General features: G+C 61.2%; 20 protein-coding genes and 3 pseudogenes. 5 read left to right on the forward strand and 18 right to left on the reverse strand.

Going from position 1 to position 20838, the window contains the following annotated elements; translation table 11 throughout:
- Positions 1-1368, reverse strand: coding sequence for a 4-aminobutyrate--2-oxoglutarate transaminase (gene gabT, locus AB0O97_RS13030; RefSeq protein WP_363883278.1), 1368 nt, complete (start codon positions 1366-1368; stop codon positions 1-3).
- A gap of 66 nt (positions 1369-1434) precedes the next feature.
- Positions 1435-2865 carry an aminobutyraldehyde dehydrogenase gene (locus AB0O97_RS13035; RefSeq protein ID WP_363883228.1) on the reverse strand — a complete coding sequence of 477 codons (1431 nt, stop codon included), beginning with the start codon at positions 2863-2865 and terminating at the stop codon, positions 1435-1437.
- Between the two features lie 141 nt (positions 2866-3006).
- On the opposite strand from AB0O97_RS13035, the gene AB0O97_RS13040 reads away from it, so the two are divergent.
- Together AB0O97_RS13040 and AB0O97_RS13045 are read left to right on the forward strand one after the other, a co-directional pair.
- Positions 3007-4455: a PucR family transcriptional regulator ligand-binding domain-containing protein gene (locus AB0O97_RS13040; protein WP_363883230.1), complete on the forward strand. Its 1449-nt coding sequence runs from the start codon at positions 3007-3009 to the stop codon at positions 4453-4455.
- Positions 4456-4593: 138 nt separating this feature from the next.
- Positions 4594-5400, forward strand: coding sequence for an isocitrate lyase/phosphoenolpyruvate mutase family protein (locus tag AB0O97_RS13045; RefSeq protein ID WP_363883232.1), 807 nt, complete (start codon positions 4594-4596; stop codon positions 5398-5400).
- A gap of 133 nt (positions 5401-5533) precedes the next feature.
- Here the strand turns inward: AB0O97_RS13045 and AB0O97_RS13050 are convergent, their stop codons facing one another.
- The 9 genes and pseudogenes from AB0O97_RS13050 to AB0O97_RS13090 all read right to left on the reverse strand — a co-directional run.
- Positions 5534-7009 carry an FAD-dependent oxidoreductase gene (locus tag AB0O97_RS13050; protein WP_363883234.1) on the reverse strand — a complete coding sequence of 492 codons (1476 nt, stop codon included), beginning with the start codon at positions 7007-7009 and terminating at the stop codon, positions 5534-5536.
- Between the two features lie 32 nt (positions 7010-7041).
- Positions 7042-8334, reverse strand: coding sequence for a uroporphyrinogen-III C-methyltransferase (gene cobA / locus AB0O97_RS13055; RefSeq protein ID WP_363883236.1), 1293 nt, complete (start codon positions 8332-8334; stop codon positions 7042-7044).
- A gap of 129 nt (positions 8335-8463) precedes the next feature.
- Positions 8464-8667 (reverse strand): hypothetical protein, encoded by a 204-nt coding sequence (locus tag AB0O97_RS13060; protein WP_363883238.1) that lies wholly within the window; start codon positions 8665-8667, stop codon positions 8464-8466.
- Between the two features lie 17 nt (positions 8668-8684).
- The gene (locus AB0O97_RS13065; RefSeq protein ID WP_363883240.1) at positions 8685-8825 is read right to left on the reverse strand and encodes a hypothetical protein; all 141 of its coding nucleotides are present in this window, start codon (positions 8823-8825) and stop codon (positions 8685-8687) included.
- A 74-nt stretch (positions 8826-8899) separates the two neighbouring features.
- Entirely contained in the window at positions 8900-9796 is an 897-nt protein-coding gene (locus AB0O97_RS13070; RefSeq protein WP_363843025.1) for an ABC transporter permease, read from the reverse strand.
- A complete protein-coding gene (locus AB0O97_RS13075; protein WP_363883241.1) occupies positions 9789-10586 on the reverse strand; it encodes an ABC transporter ATP-binding protein in 798 nt (265 codons plus the stop codon). The genes AB0O97_RS13070 and AB0O97_RS13075 overlap by 8 nt, the downstream gene beginning before the upstream one ends.
- Positions 10583-11770, reverse strand: a complete 1188-nt coding sequence (locus tag AB0O97_RS13080; RefSeq protein ID WP_363883243.1) for an ABC transporter substrate-binding protein — start codon at positions 11768-11770, stop codon at positions 10583-10585. Before AB0O97_RS13080 ends, AB0O97_RS13075 begins: the two co-directional genes overlap by 4 nt.
- Before the next feature lie 102 nt (positions 11771-11872).
- Complete coding sequence (locus AB0O97_RS13085; protein ID WP_363883244.1) at positions 11873-13063, reverse strand: ABC transporter substrate-binding protein; 1191 nt, start codon at positions 13061-13063, stop codon at positions 11873-11875.
- A 74-nt stretch (positions 13064-13137) separates the two neighbouring features.
- A pseudogene (locus AB0O97_RS13090) lies at positions 13138-13296 on the reverse strand (helix-turn-helix domain-containing protein); the annotation flags it as partial.
- Between AB0O97_RS13090 and AB0O97_RS13095 the strand changes: the two are divergent.
- Positions 13293-13418: pseudogene (locus AB0O97_RS13095) on the forward strand (VOC family protein); the annotation flags it as partial. The pseudogenes AB0O97_RS13090 and AB0O97_RS13095 overlap by 4 nt on opposite strands.
- A gap of 7 nt (positions 13419-13425) precedes the next feature.
- Here the strand turns inward: AB0O97_RS13095 and AB0O97_RS13100 are convergent.
- The 4 genes from AB0O97_RS13100 to pnuC form a co-directional block, all read right to left on the reverse strand.
- The gene (locus AB0O97_RS13100; protein ID WP_363883246.1) at positions 13426-14442 is read right to left on the reverse strand and encodes a hypothetical protein; all 1017 of its coding nucleotides are present in this window, start codon (positions 14440-14442) and stop codon (positions 13426-13428) included.
- Positions 14443-14596: 154 nt separating this feature from the next.
- Positions 14597-15361: an NUDIX hydrolase gene (locus tag AB0O97_RS13105; protein WP_363883248.1), complete on the reverse strand. Its 765-nt coding sequence runs from the start codon at positions 15359-15361 to the stop codon at positions 14597-14599.
- The gene (locus AB0O97_RS13110) at positions 15358-16461 is read right to left on the reverse strand and encodes an AAA family ATPase (protein ID WP_363883249.1); all 1104 of its coding nucleotides are present in this window, start codon (positions 16459-16461) and stop codon (positions 15358-15360) included. Before AB0O97_RS13110 ends, AB0O97_RS13105 begins: the two co-directional genes overlap by 4 nt.
- Before the next feature lie 2 nt (positions 16462-16463).
- Positions 16464-17120, reverse strand: a complete 657-nt coding sequence (pnuC, locus tag AB0O97_RS13115; RefSeq protein WP_363883250.1) for a nicotinamide riboside transporter PnuC — start codon at positions 17118-17120, stop codon at positions 16464-16466.
- A gap of 113 nt (positions 17121-17233) precedes the next feature.
- On the opposite strand from pnuC, the gene AB0O97_RS13120 reads away from it, so the two are divergent.
- Positions 17234-18067 carry a hypothetical protein gene (locus tag AB0O97_RS13120; protein ID WP_363883252.1) on the forward strand — a complete coding sequence of 278 codons (834 nt, stop codon included), beginning with the start codon at positions 17234-17236 and terminating at the stop codon, positions 18065-18067.
- Between the two features lie 31 nt (positions 18068-18098).
- Here the strand turns inward: AB0O97_RS13120 and AB0O97_RS13125 are convergent, their stop codons facing one another.
- Positions 18099-18725 (reverse strand): TetR family transcriptional regulator, encoded by a 627-nt coding sequence (locus tag AB0O97_RS13125; RefSeq protein ID WP_363843000.1) that lies wholly within the window; start codon positions 18723-18725, stop codon positions 18099-18101.
- Positions 18726-18875: 150 nt separating this feature from the next.
- On the opposite strand from AB0O97_RS13125, the gene AB0O97_RS13130 reads away from it, so the two are divergent.
- The gene (locus AB0O97_RS13130; protein ID WP_363842998.1) at positions 18876-19616 is read left to right on the forward strand and encodes an SDR family oxidoreductase; all 741 of its coding nucleotides are present in this window, start codon (positions 18876-18878) and stop codon (positions 19614-19616) included.
- A 71-nt stretch (positions 19617-19687) separates the two neighbouring features.
- Here the strand turns inward: AB0O97_RS13130 and AB0O97_RS13135 are convergent, their stop codons facing one another.
- Together AB0O97_RS13135 and AB0O97_RS13140 are read right to left on the reverse strand one after the other, a co-directional pair.
- Entirely contained in the window at positions 19688-20128 is a 441-nt protein-coding gene (locus AB0O97_RS13135) for a VOC family protein (protein WP_363842995.1), read from the reverse strand.
- A 195-nt stretch (positions 20129-20323) separates the two neighbouring features.
- A pseudogene (locus AB0O97_RS13140) lies at positions 20324-20838 on the reverse strand (hypothetical protein); the annotation flags it as partial.

Below are 20838 nucleotides of genomic sequence, written 5' to 3' on the forward strand. Positions count from 1 at the left end.
CTAGACTCCTGCGCGGATGGCGTCACTGAGGACGTCCAGGCCGTCGTTCAGCAGCTCGTCACTGATGACCAGCGGCGGGAGGAGTCGGATGACGTTGCCGTAGGTGCCGCAGGTCAGGATGATGACTCCGGCCTGCAGGCAGGCGCCGGCGATTGCCTTGGCGGCTTCGGCGTTGACTTCCTTGGTGGTGTTTGCGGTGCCGGGCTTGACCAATTCGATGGCCATCATGGCGCCGCGGCCGCGGATTTCGCCGATGATGCCGGCCTGACCCAATTCCTCAACGAGTGCCTCGAAACGCTCGGTCACGATGCGTTCAATGTTCGTGGCGCGGCCGTTGAGGTCGTGTTCCTTCATGGTGCGGATGGCGGCGAGCGCTGCGGCGCAGGCAACAGGGTTTCCGCCGTAGGTGCCGCCGAGGCCGCCGGGGTGCACGGCATCCATGAGGTCGGCGCGGCCGGTGATGGCGGAGAGCGGCAGACCGCCACCGATGCCCTTGGCCATGGTGATGATGTCCGGAACTACGCCTTCGTGCTGGGAAGCGAACCACTCGCCGGTGCGGCAGAAGCCTGACTGGACCTCATCGGCAATGAAGACCACGCCATTGTCCTTGGCCCAGGCTGCGAGAGTGGGGAGGAAGCCGTCTGCCGGGACGATGAAACCGCCCTCGCCCTGGATGGGTTCGATCAGGATTGCGGCAACAGAGTCTGCACCGATCTGCTTCTCGATCATGGTGATGGCGCGGCGGGCGGCCTCTTCACCCTTAATGTCGGCTTCTTCGCGGTAGGGGTAGCTCATGGGCACGCGGTAGATTTCCGGTGCGAACGGGCCGAAGTTGGTCTTGTACGGCATGGCCTTGGCAGTCAGCGCCATGGTCAGGTTGGTGCGCCCGTGGTAAGCGTGGTCGAAGGCGACGATGGCGTCCCGGCCCGTGGCCAGGCGTGCAACCTTCACGGCGTTCTCGACGGCTTCGGCACCGGAGTTGAACAACACAGTGCGCTTCTCGTGCGTGCCAGGGGTCAGTGCGTTGAGTTCCTCGGCGACCTCGATGTAGCTCTCATAGGGGGTGACCATGAAGCAGGTGTGGGTAAAGTGGCCAACCTGCTCGCGGACCGCCTCCACCACGTTGGCGTCCGATGCGCCGACCGAGGTGACGGCAATGCCTGAGCCCAGGTCGATGAAGGAGTTGCCATCGACGTCGGTGATGATGCCGCCATCGGCGTCTGCAACATACACGGGCACGGTGGAGGCGACGCCGCCAGCTACTACCGATTTACGGCGTTCATTGAGCGCTTCCGACTTCGGGCCAGGGAATGCTCCCAGGATCTGACGCTTTTGGGCAAGGCGGTACTGAATATCGCTCATGGACATTCCTTTCAAGAGGGTGAGGGTTTTGGAAGGCGCGAACTACAACTGTTCGGTGCCAAAAAGTGTGGTTTACGCGTCGAGGTTGCTCATGACGTGCTTGATGCGGGTGTAATCCTCCACGCCGTACATGGACAAATCCTTGCCGTAACCGGACTGCTTGAATCCACCGTGAGGCATTTCGGCGGTGAGCATGATGTGGGTGTTGACCCAAACGGCACCAAAGTCCAAGTCGCGGGAGACGCGCATGGCCACTCCGTGGTTGGAGGTCCACACACTGGAAGCCAGCGCGAAGTCGACGTCGTTCGCCATCTCCACAGCTTCTTCTTCGGTCTTGAACGTCTGCACTGTGATGACGGGGCCAAAGGTTTCCTGCTGGACAATGTCATCGCTCTGTTTGACGCCGTCCACCACGGTGGGAGCAAAGAAGAAGCCCTTCTCCCCCACGCGCTTTCCGCCGGTGACAACAGTTGCGTAGTCGGGAATGCTCTCCACGACCTTGACCACGGCATTGAAGTGGTTGACGTTGTTCAGAGGCCCAAAGTAGTTCTTGGAATCATCGGCATTGCCAGTTTCCAGTCCTTGCGCGGCCGTAGCCAGAGCAGCTGTGAACTCATCATGGGCAGATTCCTCGACCAGCACGCGCGTGATGGCGGTGCAGTCCTGGCCTGCGTTGAAGAAGGAGTACTCTGCGATTTCCTGGGCGGTCTTGCCGATGTTGGCGTCTGCAAAGACAATGGCCGGAGCCTTGCCTCCCAGTTCCAGGTGAGCACGTTTGAGGCCCTTAGCGGCACCAGTGGCAACGGCAATGCCAGCGCGGACTGATCCGGTGATGGAGACCATCGCCGGGGTCGTATGATCCACCATTGCTGCGCCAGTTGCACCGTTGCCGAGCACAAAGTTCAATACGCCGGCAGGAACAATGTCCTTGGCAATATCGGCAAAGACAAGAGTACTTTCCGGGGTGGTGTCGCTGGGCTTCAGGACCACGGTGTTGCCGGCTGCCAGGGCCGGACCAATTTTCCAGATGAGCATGAGGAACGGGTAGTTCCAGGGAGTTACTTGAGCGATGACGCCCACGGGCTCGCGGCGCACATAAGAGGTGAAGTTCTCCATGTACTCACCGGCGGAGCGGCCTTCCAGAAGGCGGGCTGCTCCGGCGAAGAAGCGTAGCTGATCAGCACCTGCCGCGACCTCTTCATCGGCGATCATCTGCTTGACCTGCCCGGTGTTGCGGTGCTGAGCTTCTACGATTTCACTGCTGCGCGCTTCAATAGCGTCCGCAAGTTTGAGCAGCACGCTTTGGCGTTGTCCTGGCGTGGCCTTCTTCCAGGTCTTGAACGCGGTGGCGGCGGCATCCATGGCCGCATCCACATCGGCTTGGCTAGAGACGGGCGCTTTGGCCACAATGTCGCCGGTGCTTGGATTGACGATATCCAGTGACTCGGTACCGGTGACAGCAACGAATGCTCCATTGATAAAGTTCTGCAAGGTTTGGACCACAGTGTTCAACCTCTTTAGCTCGATGTGAAAAGGGCGAAAATACGCCTTCTATGCGACAGCCTAAGCCCGGACGCGTACGCAAGCGAATAGCCAAATGCACCACCCGCTGCATTTGGCATAGTGCGTTTGTATAGTTGATGCATGGCACTTTCCTTGGCGGACCTTTTGGGCGTACCCGATCTGCACCTGAAAAATTTGGGTTCGACCCGGACACCGCTCACCACCGCGATTGACTGGGTTGCCGTGACAGAGCTGGAAAACCCTCAAGCGTTCCTCAGCGGAGGCGAACTGGTCCTCACTACGGGTGCCCGGCAAGGAACCGCCGATGCCCAGAGATCCTTTGTCCGCCAAATTAAGCGCGCCGGGGCCGTCGGCATTGGTTTTGGCATTGGCTTTGAACATGACTGTGTGCCACCGGCCCTTTTGGCCGAGGCGAACCGGTGGGCAGTGCCGGTGGTTGAGGTGCCATACAGCACACCATTCATTGCCATTGGAAAACTCGTTGCCGATGCCCGCTCCTCGGACCACTACATCAAGCTGGAACAGCTACTGCGGGAACACCAAATCTTGGCGCGTGCGCTACTGACGGGCGGTGGTTTGCCGGCCCTCCTCAAGAAACTCTCGGCCATAGTCGCAGCCGATTTGATCATCACCCAGTACGGCGGAGAAGTCGAGTCAACATCCCCCGGTGCCTTCCCCGAAGCACCTAGCTGGCACCCGGTGGCATTGTCCACGGGCAAACGTGATGCCAGCACGCTCTGGCTCCGTCAGCCCTTTCACGACAATGGCATTGTTGACTACGCCCGCGGGCTCATCAGCATCGAATTGAACAACCTCGTGCAGCGGCGCCACAGTGCACGCCAAATCGCCGGGCAAGTTATTTCCGATATTGTGCGGGGAACTCTGGAAGCCGCCGATTCGGCTGCCCGGCTCGAGAATCTGGGGATCTCGCCGACAGCTAAGAACTTTGTTTTGCTGGTGAGCACAGACGCAGGCAAATTCAGCACCCTGTCAACCATCACACTGCCGCCCGGACTAGAAACGGCAGTTGCCGCTATCATCAGTGCCGAAGGCCGGCAGGAACTATTGCTGGTGCTGCCAACTCAGGCAGGTGATCCTGCTGCCCTGGGCCGGGCACTAAGCCACCAGATGCACAACATTGGTATCACTACGCCGGTGGGAATCGGCGGGGCATATTCACAGGCTAACGGATTGCGCTGGAGCTACTTTGAAGCACGTGAAGCCGCCACCAGAGGGCTGGAAGTCAATGTTCCCGAACGGCTGAGCCTGACCTCGCTCCTGCTGGCCAGTGAGGACGTGCCCATGGTGGACATGGCCGCTGAGGCCTTGGGTCCACTCACCGCATTCGATACCGCGCACGGCGCCGAACTCGTGGACACTTTGGAAACCTATTTGCGGCTCAACGGTTCCGTAGCGGCCGTTGCCGAAGCCCTGGCTCTGCACCGCAATACGGTCAGATACAGGCTGACGCAGATTGCCGAACTAACAGGCTACGACCCCGCACTGACACCCGACCGTGTGCAGTTGTGGCTGGCCCTGGCCGTGCGCAGGATCGCGCCGCAAGGCTAAGCGCAGCAAGGCTAAGCGCAGCAGAACGGCGTGGCTAAACCGTGCTAATTCGGGGCGGCCCGGGTACAGATTCAGCCCTTGCCGGGGATCTTGCACCGCGCGTAGAGTTTTGAGCACCTTCCAAAAATGAGGTGTGCCATGTCTGTTTCAGAGGATCGGATCGCTGAGTTTCATCGTTTGCATTCCGAAGGATGTTTTGTGATACCCAACCCTTGGGATCCGGGGAGCGCACGGGCCCTGGAACAGCTGGGATTTTCGGCATTAGCCACCACCAGCTCCGGATTCGCTTGGACATTGGGCCGCCCCGACACCAAAGCCAGTCTCGAGGAAGTCCTTACCCACCTCCGCTCCATCGTCGATGCAGTCAGTGTTCCGGTCAACGCTGACTTCGAAGGCGGCTACGCAGCTGAACCGGAAGCAGTTGCTGTGAACGTCAAACGGGCCGTGGCAAGTGGGATCGCAGGGTTATCCATCGAAGACGCATCAGGAGACCCGCAAGATCCGCTCTTTGACTTCGATATCGCCGTGGACCGCATCCGTGCTGCCCGGGAGGCGATCGATCAAACCGGAACCGCGGTCCTCCTCACTGGCCGGTCTGAAGGATTCGTACATGGGCGCCCGGATATCACCGAAACAATTCGGCGGCTGCGCGCCTATGCCGAGGCAGGTGCCGACTGCCTTTACGCACCGCGCATCACCTCCACCGAGCATGTCAGCGCCATCGTCGCGGCGGTGGCACCGAAGCCGGTGAATCTGCTCATCAACGCCCCTTTTATGACGGTGGCGCAAGCGGCCCGGCTGGGTGTGCGGCGCATCAGCGTTGGTGGAACGCTTGCGCGAACCGCTTGGGGCGGCTTTCTGCAGGCCGCCAAGGAGATCGCCGAACAAGGAACTTTCACCCGCTTTGACGGTCTACCGAATGTGGATGGGATCCTCGGAGGCTGACGAATCCGCGAACGGGCCGGACCACTTCGGGCGACGCAGCAAAAATGCCACCGTTTGACGTAAATGCCATAGTTCAAACCCTGGCATTTACGTCAAACAGTGGCATTTTCGGCTAGCTCACCGCGGAGGAACGCTAGCTCACCACGGAGGCGCCGCGGGAAACAGCCACCATGTCCTCGCGCGGCACCACCTTGATGCGTTCGCGCTGCACCGGACCACCCTCGGAAGCAGCTGCGCCGAGCGCCTTTTCGTGGGCGTCCAGTTCCAGCCAGCCTTCCCAAGTGGTGAATTCCACGCCACGGGAGTCCAGCAGCTCAACCACGGATTCAGGTGCAGCCTCCACGGCCAGCGGCAGCTCTTCACGGTCGGATAGCAAATGCGTGATGGTTTCGAGCGCATCGCCCTTGGTGCTGCCGATCAGGCCAACCGGACCGCGCTTGATCCAGCCCGTCGCATAGATGCCCGGCACGTGGGTGCCGTCGGCGCCCAGGACGCGACCGCCGTCGTTCGTGACAACGCCGCGCTGGTGGTCAAACTCAACGTCTGGCAGCGCCGAGCCGAAGTAGCCTACGGAGCGGTACACGGCCTGGACCGGGTAGTCGATGAATTCGCCGGTGCCGCGCGCGTTGCCAGTGCCATCGAGCTCGGTGCGCTCAAACTTGATGCCCGTGACCTTGCCGTCGGCGCCCGTGATCTCTACCGGGTTGTGCAGGAAGTGCAGGTGCAGGCGGCGGGAGGCGCCGGTGCTTGGATCCGCGGCGTCCTCCGAGTCGTCCTGCTCAGCGAGCCAGTTGGTGAGCGTGTTGACCATGGTCTTGACCTGGTTGTTGGACTTGACGGCTGCATCGGAGGCCTCGTCGAAATCGAAGTCCTCCTCGTACAGGACAATGTCCACGTCCTTGGAATGGCTGAGCTCGCGCAGCTCCATGGGCGTGAACTTCACCTGGGCGGGTCCGCGGCGGCCGAAGATGTGCACATCGGTGACCGGGGAAGACTTCAGCCCGGCGTAGACGTTGTCCGGGATCTCGGTGACGAGCAGGTCATCGGCGTGCTTGGACAGGACGCGTGCCACATCCAGTGCCACGTTGCCGTTGCCGATCACGGCGATTTCCTTGGCGGTCAGCGGCCATTCGCGGGAAACGTCCGGGTGCCCGTCGTACCAGGAGACGAAGTCTGCGCCGCCGTAGGAGCCATCCAGTTCGATGCCCGGGATGTTCAGATCGGCATCCTTGATGGCGCCGGTGGCGAAGATGACGGCGTCGTAATGCTTCTGCAGATCCTCCAGCGAGAGGTCGGTGCCGTAATCAACGTTGCCGAAGAAGCGGATGTCGCCGCGGTCCAACACCTTGTACAGAGCGTTGACAATGCCCTTGATCCGCGGGTGATCGGGGGCCACGCCGTAGCGAATCAAGCCATACGGCGCCGGATAACGGTCAAAAAGGTCAATGCTGACAACCAGTCCGTCACGTACCGCCTCGCTCTTGGTCAGCATGTCGGCGGCATAAACTCCGGCCGGACCTGAGCCGATCACGGCGATGCGTAGCGGGCGATCCTGGGTTCCGGGCGCTACTGAAGTCACGGGGGTGTGTGATGACACGGCTGTGCTCATTTCTTTGTGATTCAAAGGGGTTAGGGATAAGTCTAAGAGAGAGAACTGATAGTTTCCCGCGTGCCGTAGTACGCTGTGGCGATTTCGGCCGGAGCGAGGGGGCTGACCCTCACCACGTCACCAACGACGACGACCGCCGGGTTGCGCACATGGCACGCCTGAGCGAGGCTCACGATGGTGCCAAGGGTGCCGATGGTGACGCGCTGATTCTTGGCGAAACCATTCTCGATGATGGCCACGGGGCAGTCGCTGCCACGGCCGGCCGCCTCGAGAATGGGCATGGAGCGGTTCAGCGTGCCTACCCCCATCAGCAGCACCACCGTGTGATCGCTGCCGTGCGGGACGTTTTCAAGTTCTTCATGACCGCTGATCATGGTGAAGGCCTTCGCCAGGCCGCGGTGCGTGACCGGGATCCCTGCTGCAGCAGGAACACTGACAGCGCTGGTGACTCCGGGGACAACTTCCACATCCACACCGTTCTCCCGGCAGGCGATGGCTTCCTCGCCGCCACGGCCCAAGACGTAGGGGTCCCCGCCCTTGAGCCGGACCACGCGGTTGCCTGCTTTGGCTTCGCGGACCAGGATCGCGTTGATTTCAGTCTGCGGAACGGGATGGTGGCCGGGAGTCTTGCCGACCTCAATGATTTTGACGTTTTCGCCCAAGGTTTCCAGCAGTCCACGCGGACCGAGCCTGTCCGCAACAACGACATCGGCCTCAGCCAGGAGCCTGCGCCCGCGCACTGTAATAAGGTCTTCGGCGCCGGGACCGCCGCCAACAAGAGCCACGGAGCCCCCACTGTGATCGAGCGGCTCGAGATCCGGGCTGACCGGTCCGCCGGCGGTACCTCGGTACCTTTGCAACGGCAGATCGCCGGTTTCAAGAGCTGCGGCAATGGCGTTGCGGATGGCTATGGCTCGCAGCGGGTCTCCCCCGGCATTGACTGCCACCTTGACGTCTTCAATGGTGGCTACTGCGGGTGTCCAGGCAGCAGATTCCTGCGCGCTGGAGTGGTTGACGCACCAGACACGGTTTGCTTCGGCGTCGGCAGCCACTTGATTGTCTATAGCCACCTCGTTCGTGGCGGCCACTGCATACCAAGCGTCGGCCATGTCCTCTGATTCATAACCGCGGGCGAGCCAGCGGACCAGGCCGGCATCCGCCAATTCCCGTGCCGGGGCGCACAGTTCCGGAGCCACCAGCGTGACTTGGGCTCCGGCGTCGAGCAATGCCTTGGCCCGGGGCGCAGCAACAGTGCCGCCGCCCACAACGAGGACGGGACGGCCCAGAAGCCGGAGAGAGGTTGGGTAGAGATCCACGATTGCCATGGAACAAAACCTTAGAGAAGTGAAATATTCCTGGACAAGGTTCCCGTTACACCCGTTCACGCAACGTCACCTGAGGACACATTTCTGCAGGCACGGCTGCGTGCCTCATCTATTGTGCTCGCGAGATGCTCATGCTGCGTGGGGTGATTGGGAGTAGGTCTTGGCGGCGGCCAGTCGGATGAGTCGCTGCTGGATCTCGTTGATCCGGTTCGTCGGGCCGGCCAGGTCGAGGCTGGCGTAGGGCTCGTCCAGGTGGTGGCGTTGGGGTTCAAGCATGATCCCCGTGTCCTTGATCCGCTGGGCCGGCGTGCGTGGATCGTCGTAGCTGCGCACCGGTTTCCCCTTGCGGCTCAGGTGATGCCGGTGACCTTCTTGGTCGGCGGGAACAAGTTCTTGCGCAGGTTCACCAGCGGCCAGAGCTCGTTGAGCTCGAGTACCAGATCGCGCAGCAGATTCACGCCGTGACCGATCCCGGCTTCGACCGCGCGCACGATCTGCTTGACCTACAACTGTTGTGGAACGCCGGCCCCGATCTGCCTCGCCTCAGGGATCTCTGCGTCAGCGGTTAGCGGGTGCTGCCAGCCAACAAGCCCCGACCGCGCAACAGGCGCTTCTCCACGGGTGCAAACACCACCAGTTCCACCAAGATGCCCACGAACAAAATGATCAAGATGGCTGACATGACGATCCCCATGTCTGAGAGCTGGCGGCCCTGTTCTAGCAGCGAACCCAGCCCGAAGCCGAGCGAACCGCCCATGGCAATGATCTCGGCAGCCATCAGCGAACGCCATGAGAACGCCCAGCCCTGCTTGAGCCCACCAACATAACCGGGCAATGCGGCGGGGAGCACCACGTTGACGGCCATCTCCCACCGCGAAGCACCTAGGATCTGGCCCATGCGGCGGTACTGCGGCGGGATCTGGTCCACCCCGGCAATGAGTCCGTTGATGATGGAGGGGATGGCGCCCATGAACATGACAAAGTAAACGGTGGCGTCGGTCAGTCCGAACCAGATGATGGCGGCCGGTACCCATGCCACGGATGGCAGGACCTGCAGCCCGGATATCAGCGGCCCAAACGCCCGGCGCAACACCCGCACCTGCGAGAGCAGCAAACCAATAGGGGTGGCCACCACAATGCTGATGGCGAAGCCCATGATGCCCCGTTGCAGCGACGTCCAGACAGCCTCTTGAGCGGTCCCTTCACCCCACAATGCGCCAAGGGAACCGAGCACATCCAACGGTCCGGGGACCAGATCACGGCGCCGCAGCCCCAACGAAACATAGAACTGCCAGGCCAGCAGCACCACGATGAACGCGGCCAGCGGCAGTAACACCCGGGACCAATCGATCCCGCGGCCTTCAACGGCCTCGGATTGCAGTGAGTCCAGCCCTGCTTCGAGGGACCGCATTTCCTCTTCAGTGCCGCTTTTAATCATCGGCGACGTTACTGTTTCAGGCATGTTTGCGGATCTCCTGGCGCAATCGGGTGGTGATGTCGGCGGTGAGCGCACCGGCCGCGCCGGCGTCCGTGCGGTGTTCCTCGGAAACGTTCCATTCAGCCACCACACGTCCCGGCCTAGAGGACAGCAGCAAGACGCGCTGTCCCAGCCGGACGGCCTCGCGGACGTTGTGAGTAACAAAAATGATGGTCCGGCCGGTCTCTTTCCAGACCCGTTCCAGCTCGTTGTGCAGCAGGTCCCGGGTGATGGCATCCAGCGCAGCGAACGGCTCATCCATGAGCAGCAGCGGCTTATCCTGCGCCAGCGATCGAGCGAGCGCCACGCGTTGGCGCATACCGCCGGAGAGCTCGTGCGGGCGCTTGTCCATGGAGTGACCCAGGTTCACCAAATCCAGCAGTTCGGCGGCCCGAACCCTCCGTTCGGCATGCCCCACACCACGTAATTTCAGCGCCATTTCCACGTTGCCGCGCGCACTAAGCCACGGGAACAAGGAGGCGTCCTGGAACATGAATGCCGCACCGTCCTCGGGCACCTCGAGGGCGCCGGAAGAGGGCACATCGAGCCCGGAAATGATGTTCAGCAACGTCGATTTCCCACAACCCGAAGCCCCCAGCAGAGCCACAAACTCGCCCTGATAGACCGTGGCATTGACGTCATCCAGCACGGGGGCGCCGGCACCAAAGCGCTTGCCCAGGTTCTCAAGGACGACGGCGGGTGCCCGGCTTTCACCGTCGGCGTTGCGCGCTTCGCGGGTGAGAGCTTCCTGCCCTGCTATCAACAGCTTGGTCATTGTGTTCCCAATCCTGCCGCCGTGACGGGTTCTCCGCCGGCAGCTTTTAGTACCTTGTTCAGCAACGTCAGATCGAAGAGTCCGTTGAGGTCTGCGGGTTTTGAAACGCCCGCACTCACGCCATGGTCCAGCAGTGTGGGGAAGGTGGCTGCTAGCGGATCGGAGGTGAATTTCAGTTCCGAGATGGACCGCGCAATCACGTCATCTTCCAGTGGCTGGCCAATAGCTACCTTGAGCGCCGCATTGATAACTGTGGTTGCTTCCCCAGGGTTGTCATCGAGCCACTTGACGGAATCCACATGTCCTCTCAGCAGAGCCTCAACAGTTTCGGGATGTTCCGCCAAGAAGCTCTTATTCACGGCGAGCACGGTGGTGCTGAACTCGCCTTTGTCCCAGAGATCGGCCTCATTGACCAGTACCGTGGCCCCGGCCTGGAGTACCAGGCGCGAGGTCCACGGTTCGGCGACCCATGCGCCGTCGATCTTTTCATCTTGAAACAGACGCAGCGTCTGAGCATTGGTGGTGGGGGTGATGGTCACATCGCCGCCGCCGGAGGTGTTGGTTTCCAGTCCGCGATCGGCCAGCCACTTGCGCAACGCCACATCCTGCGTGCCACCCAACTGCGGGGTGGCGATGGTCTTCCCGCGAAGGCCCTCAACCTCGCTGATGCCCGGGCGGACCACGAACTGCGCCCCGCCCGATGCCACGCCAGCAATGATTCGGATGGACTCGCCACCGCTTTGAACGAAGGAGTTCAATGCGGGGTTGGGGCCCAGATACGCGGCGTCGATGGCTCCGGCGTTGAGCGCCTCAACCGTGGCCGGGCCCGTGGTAAACACCTGGGTCTCCAGCGTGGTGGCGCCTAGATCCTTGGCGAAGATGCCCTTTTCCACACCCACCAGAGCGGGTCCGTGAGTGATGTTTCCGAAGTAGCCAAGGTTGAGAACCTCGGCCGGGGCTGTGGACGTTGCGGCAGCAGATTCTTCGCCGGCACTTTTGGCGTTGACGCTGGCGACGGCCGCGCCCGATCCAATGAGGGCAACCAGTGCGGTGACTACCAGGATCTCCAGGCCACGAATTTTGTGCTTGGCCTTCTCGCCGGCAACGACACGCTTGAGCCGCAACGGTTGAGCTGGCAGCGGCGGGCTTGGCTGCGTGTCCTGATGGCTTTCCCGTGTACTCATAGTCAAACGGTAGGGAAAGCGCAGCGGCCGCTTCAATGAACGGGACACTCGAGGTCACGGTAGTTCACGCAACGTCACATTGCCGGCCGCGGTCACATACGGTCAGTCCAGGCCACTTGCGGAGACAGCAGTTTTAGCACTTTTTGTCAGGATCTTATTCAGTGGTCCCAGCTCAAAGATGCCCGAAAGGTTGGCCTGTTTTCCTACTCCGGCGGTGACACCGTCAGCCAGTAATTTGGGGAAGGTGCGGGCCAGTGGGTCGGTTGAGAAGTTGAGCTCAGAGAGCGCCCTCTCGATCACATCACCGGGCAGCTCTTTGCCCGCAGCCTGTTTGAGCGCCGCATTGACCTGCCCAGGAGCCTCGGCAGGATGGGCGTTGAGCCAATCGAGGGACTCGGCATTACCGGCCAGCAGGGCGTCCACAGTTTCCGGATGGGCTTCGAGGAAGGTCTTGCTGACAATCAGGATGGTGGTGGCGAATTCACCCTGCTCCCACAGCTCGGCCTCGTTGACCAACACCTGGCCCCCCGCTTCGAGCACTAGGCGCGAGGCCCACGGTTCCGGCAGCCAGGCGCCATCGATCTTTCCTTCTTGGAAGAGCTTGAGCGTACTGGCGTTATCGGTGGGGTTGATGGTTACGTCTCCGCCACCACTGGGCGTGGTGGCCAGATTTTGGCTGGCGAGCCATGAACGCAGCGCCACGTCCTGGGTGCCACCCAATTGCGGGGTGGCCAAGACCTTGCCGCGGAGTTGATCCGCCGTGGTGATCTCCGGTTTCACCACCAGTTGCGCCCCGCCGCTGGTGGCACCGGCGATGATGCGCAGCGACTCGCCGCCGCTCTTGACGAATGAATTGATGGCCGGGTTGGGACCCAGATAGGCGGCATCAATGGCCCCGGCATTCAACGCCTCGATGGCTGATGGGCCGGCGTTGAACAGCTGCGTTTTCAGGGCGGTGGCCCCCAGATTCTTGGCCAGAATGCCGTTGTTGACACCGATCAGGGCGGGCGCGTGGGTGACATTGGGAAAATAGCCCAGACGAAGCTCGGCTGCGGGTCCGGCAACGTCCGCTGCATTCTCCGTAGAGCCCTTGTTGTTGCTGGCCACGCTGGCCACGGTGGCTACGGCCGCACCCCCGCCAATCAGGACAACGATCGCGGCGAGGGCCACAACCTCCACCCCACGTAGCTTCCGGCGCTGCTTTTTAGCTGCCTCTATCCGGACTGTTCGCAAAGGTTTTGAGGTGTCAGGGCTGGGTTGGTCAGGATTTTTTTGTGCTGGGTTTTTTGTCATTTCCCAAGGTTAGGAACCGGTTCCGGGCAGGCTCAAGGGTTCCGACGTGCCCGGTCATGCGGGTTCATGCACCGTCACAAATCTCGCCGGTAGCTGCTGGGAGTGATGCCCAGGACGCATCGAAAATCATGAGTCAGATGCGCTTGGTCTGCGTAGCCAAGCTCTGCGGCCACGGCAGCCAAATCGACATCTGGATGCGTTCGGACGCGCTCGGCAGCCTCCTGCAGTCGGCGACCGTTTTGCCAGCATCCGCGATCCCTTTGGCGTCCGCTGGTCCATCATGACCCGCGTGGAAGACATCTCCGAAGCGGAAAGCGGCGCGCGCGTCGCAGAATGGGCCGCACAACAGGGCTGAGCCCAGCTCAGTCTTCCTGCTGGCTATCCCACTCGGTGCGGAGTCGGCGCAGACGTGAACGTAGCTTGGATTCACGGTTCCTATCGCTACCCACGGACTTCGTGGCGTCCACATACGATTCGCCGAAGGACTGCAGCAGCAGGTCGTCAGCGATGCGCACCTGGCCTGGATTGAACCGGTATTCCATGAGTTTGGCTACCTGATACGGGTCAATGGAGCGGAACCATTCCTCGGCCGCGCTGACGGTGTCGATCCCGTTGGCGGCTAGCACGTGCACCATCCAGTCGTACTGGTTTTCCTTGCTGCTGCGGTACTGCGGGAAGGCGCGGGTCAACACTCCCTGGAGGGATCCGGCGTCGAGCGGCTGAGCCTCCGCAACGGCCTCAAGGGCACCCTCAGACTGCAGCCGCTTGAGGGTGTCTGCGATGTTCACGAACTGCTGATCCGCCAGTTCAATCAGCGTTGAGGCCATGGTGAAGGCACGGCTGATTTCGGCATTGTCACCACTGGAACCCTTGAAACGGATGTCGTGCTCAAATTCGGCCCAAGCGTGTTGGAGGACGGTACGGATCTGCACCTCGAAACGGTAGCCGGTGTATTCCTTGCAGTTGGTGGGCGGATGATCGGCAGGAACTTCCAGCGTCAGATGCCGTCCGGCGTAACCAATACCGCCGTTTTTACGCATCATGGCCGTTTTGTCTTCGTCGTCGTGGCAGATGAACTGGCTGGTGAGAGCGATCGCCACCGCGTCAATGTCCGATTCCACGTACAAGATGACGCGCACCCCGATCAAGTCATCAAGATTCGCCAGCCCGCCGGGGTATTTCAGTTCACCATCATCGCCGCGGCGTCTCAACTTTTCGGCCGCGGACTCGGGCTTCTTGACCCGGAACTGGACGTCGTGGTGGTTCAGACCGTCGTCGTGAAGCCTGCCCACAATGGTGTTGCGGATGGCTTGCGCGGCCTCCTGGAGGGCTTGTTCCTGGAATCGTGATTCCTCAACTGCACTTCGCGCGACTTCCACGGCCTGACTTTCGATGGTGTCCCCCCTTGCCAATCCAGACCGCAGTGAGAATCCGGTCCTTTATCAAATTCTCCCAGCTTTGCAGGTCTTGTCCAGCTCAACGGAGGCGGTTGTGGAAAGGTTCCACCGGGTACGCTCCCCTCGCCTTCCAGACTCAGCTTGCGGGCCGGGACCAAGGCGGGGAAATCCATTCGCTTCCTACCGTGAAGAGCGACGCCGGAGCCCCCACCGCCTGCACCTTTGCTCCCGTGGGGGTCAAGGATGCGCGCATTTTCCGGGTGAAGTTTCCAGCCGGCAGATCCGTCTGCCACACCGCTGTATAGATGTCTCGGAGCGCCGAAAGGGTGAATTCTTGCGGAACCAACTGCGCGGCGATGGTGGTGTATTCCATTTTTCCAGCCAGCCGTTCCAGCCCGGCAGCGAGGATATCTGCATGGTCGAAAGCCAGACTTGTCAGATCCAGTTCATGGACGGGAAGCCACTGGGCGCGGGCCGCGTCCGTGCCAGCCATCAAGTCCGGCACGCTAGTGCCGTTTCCAGCCAGAAGGACCAGATGCGCCACCGAGACCACGCGCATGCGCGGATCCCGGTGCGGTGCGCTGAAGGTGGCCAGCTGTTCCACGAACACGCGCTGCGTGCCCAGATCCAGTCCGGTTTCTTCAACGAGTTCCCGATGCGCGGCCGCTAGGGCATCTTCTGCGGGGCCCACAAATCCCCCGGGGAGAGCCCATCTGCCCAGGAACGGTGGGGCGCCGCGTTCAACCAGCGCCACATGGAGCACCTTGTTGACCACCGCGAAGACCACCAGGTCCACGGTCACCGCCACGGCAGGGAAATCCGCGGGGTCGTAGCTAGCTAGAAAGTCTGCCTCGGTGGTCGAGCCTGTCGAGATCTCAACACCATCCTCGGGGCGGTTCATGCTGCGACCTCCAGAACAGTCCGGCTCTGCCAAGCAGGCGAGGTAAAGGTATTTTGCTGGGCCAGCATGGCGTCGATGACGGCCGTGGCAGTGGCGACGCGACGTTCGGGGCTGCCGGTGACCAAGATCCACGAATGGCCTTCGTCGGTGAGCGTTTCCTTGAACCATTCGGTCATTTCGGGGCGGCGGTGTTCGCCTTCACGCCAGCCGTCGTCCTCGAAATCGACACCGTTGTGATCGGTCAGCAGGTACACGTCGCGGCGGGGCAAGTGAGCCTGGGCGTCGTACGCTCCATAACTGCCATCGCCCAAGTAGTAGCGTTCCCAGAGCGTGGTGGCCAAGGCGTCGGTGTCCGCGATGACCAGCGGGGCGGCTTCAGCAGCTGCCTGTTCCAGTGTATTTTGGCGGTTGGCGATGATGCCGAAATCGGTATCGGTCCAGACCAGATCCGCCACGGTTGCGTCGGGGTTCCTCAGCTGCAAAGCCTCGAGCAACTCATAGGTGTAGTAGCGGCCGTACTCGGGAACGTCGGCGAGTTCCGGGAACTGTTGGCGGTAATGTGCCCGCAAGTCTTCACTGAGCGTGGTGGTTCCGGTCGATTCCGCACCCACCACAATGACCCGTACAGCCAGTCCGCGCCGGGCCGCCGGCACCAGGTGCTGCCAGTTCCCAGTCAGCTCCTCGCGGCACATGGTGCCGCTGATGGGGTGGGTTGCCCGGGCTAGATCGACGAGGACGTGGACGGCGTTGAAGGCTGCGGCCAGGCGGTCGCCGTAACTTTCCGAGGTGTAGACGGCGTCGATCTTCTCCACGCCGTGAGCCTTGAGCGCCCAGCGCATGTTCTCCAGCTGCGCGGTCCAAATCTCATCGCTGGCGTAGTCTTCGGGGCAGTCGTTGCGGACCGGCACGATGGTGACGTTGGCGCCGTCGAACTCTTCTGTCAACCAGTCCGCACGCTGCGTGGCGGTGAGCGTTTCAAAGCGACTCCCCTGGACTAGGACGTAGGCGTGATCGGCGCCGGCAGCGGCCGTTTCGATCAGGAGCCGGTGGCCGGCGTGGGGCGGGTAGAACTTGCCGATGACGAGGGCGTTCGTGGTCATTTTCAGACTCCTGCCGTTGCGGGTTCGGGCGTTGCGGTGACAGTGCGGAGGCGGTTCCAGCCCACCAGTCCGTAGACGCACAGTGCGAGGAAACCGATGTAGAGGATGGCGGTCAGGGCTAGTCCGCGGCTGAAGTAGAGCGGGATCGAGACCAGGTCAATCACGATCCACACGTACCAGTGTTGGAAAATCTTCTTGGCTTGAGCGTAGGTGGCCACGAGCGATGCGGCCAGCACGAACGCATCGGGGATGGGGACTTGCGAATCCGTCCCGGCGTGGAGGAGGTAGGCGATGGCAACCGTGGCGAGCACGACGGCGGTCACTCCGGTCCCGATTTCGGCTCGCGTTGCGTTGCGGACAGGCAGATCGTTGCTCCCAGCTTCTCCGCTGGCTCCGCGCGACCACTTGAGCCAGCCGTAGACGGCAATCGCAGCGAAGATTATCTGCAGGAGCGTTTCACCGTACAGGCCGGCACCGAGGAACAGGATCATGAACGCAATGTTGTTCAGGATGCCGATTCCCCAGTTCCAGATCTTCTGCCGGGCTACTCCCCAGACACAGGCGGCACCGGTGACGAAGCCGATGACCTCAACCCAGCTCACGGGGTTGGCGAGCAAGGTGAATGCCGTGGCGTTGAGCCAGTCGATGAGCGTTGTCATAATGCCTCCGATGATTGTTATTATCAACTTGATAATAACAATAGCACAGGGTGGAACTGAGCCGTCAACGTCCGTCGAGAAATATCGCCTGAACTGGCGATAATGTGGGCATCATGGAGAACGCAGATTTTGATGGCCCGGCGCTCACGCTATTCACCACCGCCAGCAGGATTGAGCTCGCCCGAAAAACCCACCGATCGGTGACCCTCAGCTTCTTTGTTATTTTCGGAATTTTGACTGTCATTATCCTCACCGTCGGCCTGATCTGGATCCCAGAATTAACCAGCACCGCCGGAGTCCTTGCGGTAGCCGGAGCATTCGTGTCCGTACCCTTTTTTACCAAGCTGTGGATTCGCCGCATGGAACGGCGGGCCGAGCTGTTCCTGGCTGCCGACGGCACCACGGTCATCGAGGTCAACCCACATGGCCTAACCTTGGCCGACGTCGTTCTTCCCTACGATCGAATCACCTGCCTGTACGCAAATGCGGAACAGGAGCACTATTCCAGCGGAGGCCTACTCGGGGAAGCAATGGCGTCCCGCCTGAACTTAACGGAGGACCGGCCGACAATTGGCAGGGGCGTTGGTGCGCTCATGGGCACGGGGTTGCGCCGGCGACTTTATGCTGACGGGGCCAAGAGCGGGATCTTTCTCTGCATCGGAGTGGACCAAAAGGCCACCATTGCCGCTCCTGCCGGCATGGTGAAAAAGGTGCCTGGGACCCCGCAGCGAGGTGATGATCCGGGCCGAATTATCATGCCGTTCGGTGCGTATCTGGGCCTCGCGGAGCTCGAAGCACTGCTATCCGCTGTCCGCGAGGTGCCCGGCGGGCAGCTATTTCCCTCGGGACTGGTCAGCGGCACGTGGAATTGGAATGCGGCGCAAGTGGGTGCGAGCGAAACCCGCGAGAAGATTTGGGAAGACTCCACACAGGTCCTAGCCAGCTAATGCACAGCTCCGCTCGAGCTACTTCGCAGCGCTAGGCTATGGGCCACCAGTGCGGCATCAGCGCGCGTAAATCCTCCATAAAGTCTTCTTCCGGGCGTGGCTCAACCTCCAGGATCCTGGTTTCGAAGGCTCCGACTACCGCATAAGCAAGAAATCTGGCCATCATGGCCGTAGGAACCGGCCGGCCGGTCACTCCACGAACCACGATGTCGCGATGCTCAATGAGCAGCAGCGCTGAGCGCTCAAAGTGGGCCCCGAGCATGGAATGCAATGCTGCGGCACCGCCGCCAGATTCTAGTCCCTGCCGATAGACCCCTCGGCGTGCATCGATATGCGCCACGACGCCGCGCGTGAGTTCCGCCAAAGCCACTGCGATGTCTCCGCTTGCCTCCAGATGCTCAGCCCGCACCACGTCCAGTTCCGCGGAAAGAACTGATCGCAGCAGTGACGCCGGCGAGGCGGCATGTTGATAAAACGTGGAGCGGTTGACCCCTGCCTCTGTGGCTACCTGCGCGACCGTCAAGGTGTCAACGTCCGACGCCTCCGCCAATGACAAAATCGCCGCCGCCAGTTGCTCACGACTACGCAGCGCTCGGGGGTCCATTGCAGAACTATCTACGACCAAAGACCCTTCGTTCCCCTCTGAGTGTGCGCTCACGCAACCCTCCCCCACTTAGTGATGCAGACCATCATGTCTGGCCTTTTTGGCTGTTCAAGCGTAACCTAGGGACTATCCAACAAGTGTTGGATAGTTGGAATTTTCTGATTGCCATGCTCGGGCGTGGCCCACATGAATGAGGAGAAAGCAATGAACCGCTTTGCTGGACGTGTTGGCATCATCACCGGAGGCGCTAGTGGCATCGGACGCGCCACGGCTGTGCGCTTCGCAGCCGAGGGTGGCAGCGCCGTCGTCGCCGACGTGCAAGACCAGTTAGCTAATGAAGTGGTTGCTGAGATACAAGCAGCCGGTGGCGTTGCTCGCGCACTTCACCTGGACGTGACGAGCGAAGAGGGCTGGGCCAGTGCCGTGGCCTTCACCCTCGGCGAGTTTGGCCGACTCGATGTACTGGTCAACAATGCTGGCATTGGCGACAACGAACCCATTGAAGTCACCAGCTTGGACACCTACAACAAGGTGGTCGCTGTGACTCAAACCAGCGTGTTCCTTGGCGAGAAGGCAGCTGCGGAAGCATTGAAGGCGTCCGGGAACGGTGCAGTGGTCAACGTATCCTCCATGTTCGGGATCGTCGGCGGCTTTGGCACTTCACCTGCGTACGCGGCTGCCAAGGGAGCCGTGCGGACACTGACCAAAAATACCGCACTCGGCTGGGCCACCGAGGGCGTGCGGGTTAACTCGGTGCACCCGGGATTCATTGAGACTCCCATTCTGGGCGAAACAGACCGCGAGCTTCTGACCGCAACCACTCCGATGGCCCGCCTCGGCCGCCCGGAGGATGTGGCCGCCGTCATCCTGTTCGCGGCCAGCGACGACGCCGCCTTTATGACTGGTTCCGAGCTGGTCGTTGACGGCGGCTACACCGCACGGTAATTGAAGCTTAGGGACCGAGCTGGTCCAGACATGGATCTGGGCCAGCGACAGAACCGCCGCTTCAACTTCGGCTAATTCTCCTGTTGCTCCGACAGAAACGCTTCGGGACCCTGCTCGGCAGCCCTCGGGTCCATCCACAAAACGCTGAACCAGTTGCCGTCAGGGTCCTCGAAGTCACGGGAGTACATGAAGCCCATATCTTGAGCAGGCCGGGGCTCCCTGCCACCAGCCGCAATCGCCTTTTCCAGCAATGCATCAACATCTTCGCGGCTATATCGACTCAGTGCCGTCTGTACCTGCAATGATGTGGCTGGATCCGCAATGGGTTTGTCGGTGAACGTGGCGAAGAAATCATGCGTCAACATCATGAGGAAGATATTCTCGTCGATCACTACACAGGCCGCATTTTCGTCGGTGAAGTTGGGTTCGATCTTCCATCCCAGCCCGGAGAAAAAATCCTTGGAACGGTTGAGGTCTGCGGTGGGCAGGTTGATGAAAACTTGTGTTGTCATGATGGTGACTCCCTCAATGGAGTGTTGCCGGGACCGTAATTATTCGGACCACTTCATGCTTTCCGCCTCCGCGAACCATGTCAAGGGAAAGCCCCGCGAAAAATGGTCGCGATCCCGCTTTTCGGCACCGGGATTGGCGAGTTCAAGGATTGGTGTCGAAAAGCGGGATCAGTGGGATCTTTGCAAGCCAGATTCTCAGATTTCCTGGAACCTGACCCGACGCAACATCATCAAGCCCATACCGACCATGAGGCTCGCGATGGACCAGAAGATCGGCCACAACCCGGTGCCTGTGTAAGCCAGCTGGGCAGTTGCCCCGTTACTCATCGCCTGAATACCAGACCCCATAGCTTGCAGACCGGGAGCATGTACTGCCTGTACGTCCGGGTTGGCTGGGCTGTGCGGTAGTGCCGGGGTTGCCGGCAGTGACGGCGCGCTCGGGGTTGTTGGTGCTGTGGGCGTTGTCGGCAAAAGCGGGGTTAGCGGAGTTGTGGGCAATGTGGGAGTTTCCGGGGTTGTCGGTAACACCGGAGTGAGCGGTGTGACGGGCAGAGACGGCGTACCTGGTGTCACTGTGTTCACAGCAGTGGAACCTGTGGAAAGCGCATTGCCCAAGACACCGACCGCGTTGCCCGAAACATTCACCGGAACAGTGACCGGAACAGCCACCTGGACGTTATCCAGCACGTCACCAACCACGCCACCGAGCA

Origin of the sequence: Specibacter sp. NPDC078692 (genome assembly GCF_040686835.1) — a bacterium.
Lineage (GTDB): Bacteria > Actinomycetota > Actinomycetes > Actinomycetales > Micrococcaceae > Specibacter.

Bases quoted from the DNA above. Each gene is read 5' to 3' on its own strand.
- AB0O97_RS13080 (WP_363883243.1), bottom strand. From the start codon at position 11,770: ATGAGTACACGGGAAAGCCATCAGGACACGCAGCCAAGCCCGCCGCTG.
- AB0O97_RS13075 (WP_363883241.1), bottom strand. From the start codon at position 10,586: ATGACCAAGCTGTTGATAGCAGGGCAGGAAGCTCTCACCCGCGAAGCG.
- pnuC (WP_363883250.1), bottom strand. From the start codon at position 17,120: ATGACAACGCTCATCGACTGGCTCAACGCCACGGCATTCACCTTGCTC.
- cobA (WP_363883236.1), bottom strand. From the start codon at position 8,334: ATGGCAATCGTGGATCTCTACCCAACCTCTCTCCGGCTTCTGGGCCGT.
- AB0O97_RS13135 (WP_363842995.1), bottom strand. From the start codon at position 20,128: ATGACAACACAAGTTTTCATCAACCTGCCCACCGCAGACCTCAACCGT.
- AB0O97_RS13085 (WP_363883244.1), bottom strand. From the start codon at position 13,063: ATGACAAAAAACCCAGCACAAAAAAATCCTGACCAACCCAGCCCTGAC.
- AB0O97_RS13070 (WP_363843025.1), bottom strand. From the start codon at position 9,796: ATGCCTGAAACAGTAACGTCGCCGATGATTAAAAGCGGCACTGAAGAG.
- AB0O97_RS13045 (WP_363883232.1), top strand. From the start codon at position 4,594: ATGTCTGTTTCAGAGGATCGGATCGCTGAGTTTCATCGTTTGCATTCC.
- AB0O97_RS13130 (WP_363842998.1), top strand. From the start codon at position 18,876: ATGAACCGCTTTGCTGGACGTGTTGGCATCATCACCGGAGGCGCTAGT.
- AB0O97_RS13105 (WP_363883248.1), bottom strand. From the start codon at position 15,361: ATGAACCGCCCCGAGGATGGTGTTGAGATCTCGACAGGCTCGACCACC.
- AB0O97_RS13040 (WP_363883230.1), top strand. From the start codon at position 3,007: ATGGCACTTTCCTTGGCGGACCTTTTGGGCGTACCCGATCTGCACCTG.
- AB0O97_RS13110 (WP_363883249.1), bottom strand. From the start codon at position 16,461: ATGACCACGAACGCCCTCGTCATCGGCAAGTTCTACCCGCCCCACGCC.
- AB0O97_RS13120 (WP_363883252.1), top strand. From the start codon at position 17,234: ATGGAGAACGCAGATTTTGATGGCCCGGCGCTCACGCTATTCACCACC.
- gabT (WP_363883278.1), bottom strand. From the start codon at position 1,368: ATGTCCATGAGCGATATTCAGTACCGCCTTGCCCAAAAGCGTCAGATC.
- AB0O97_RS13050 (WP_363883234.1), bottom strand. From the start codon at position 7,009: ATGAGCACAGCCGTGTCATCACACACCCCCGTGACTTCAGTAGCGCCC.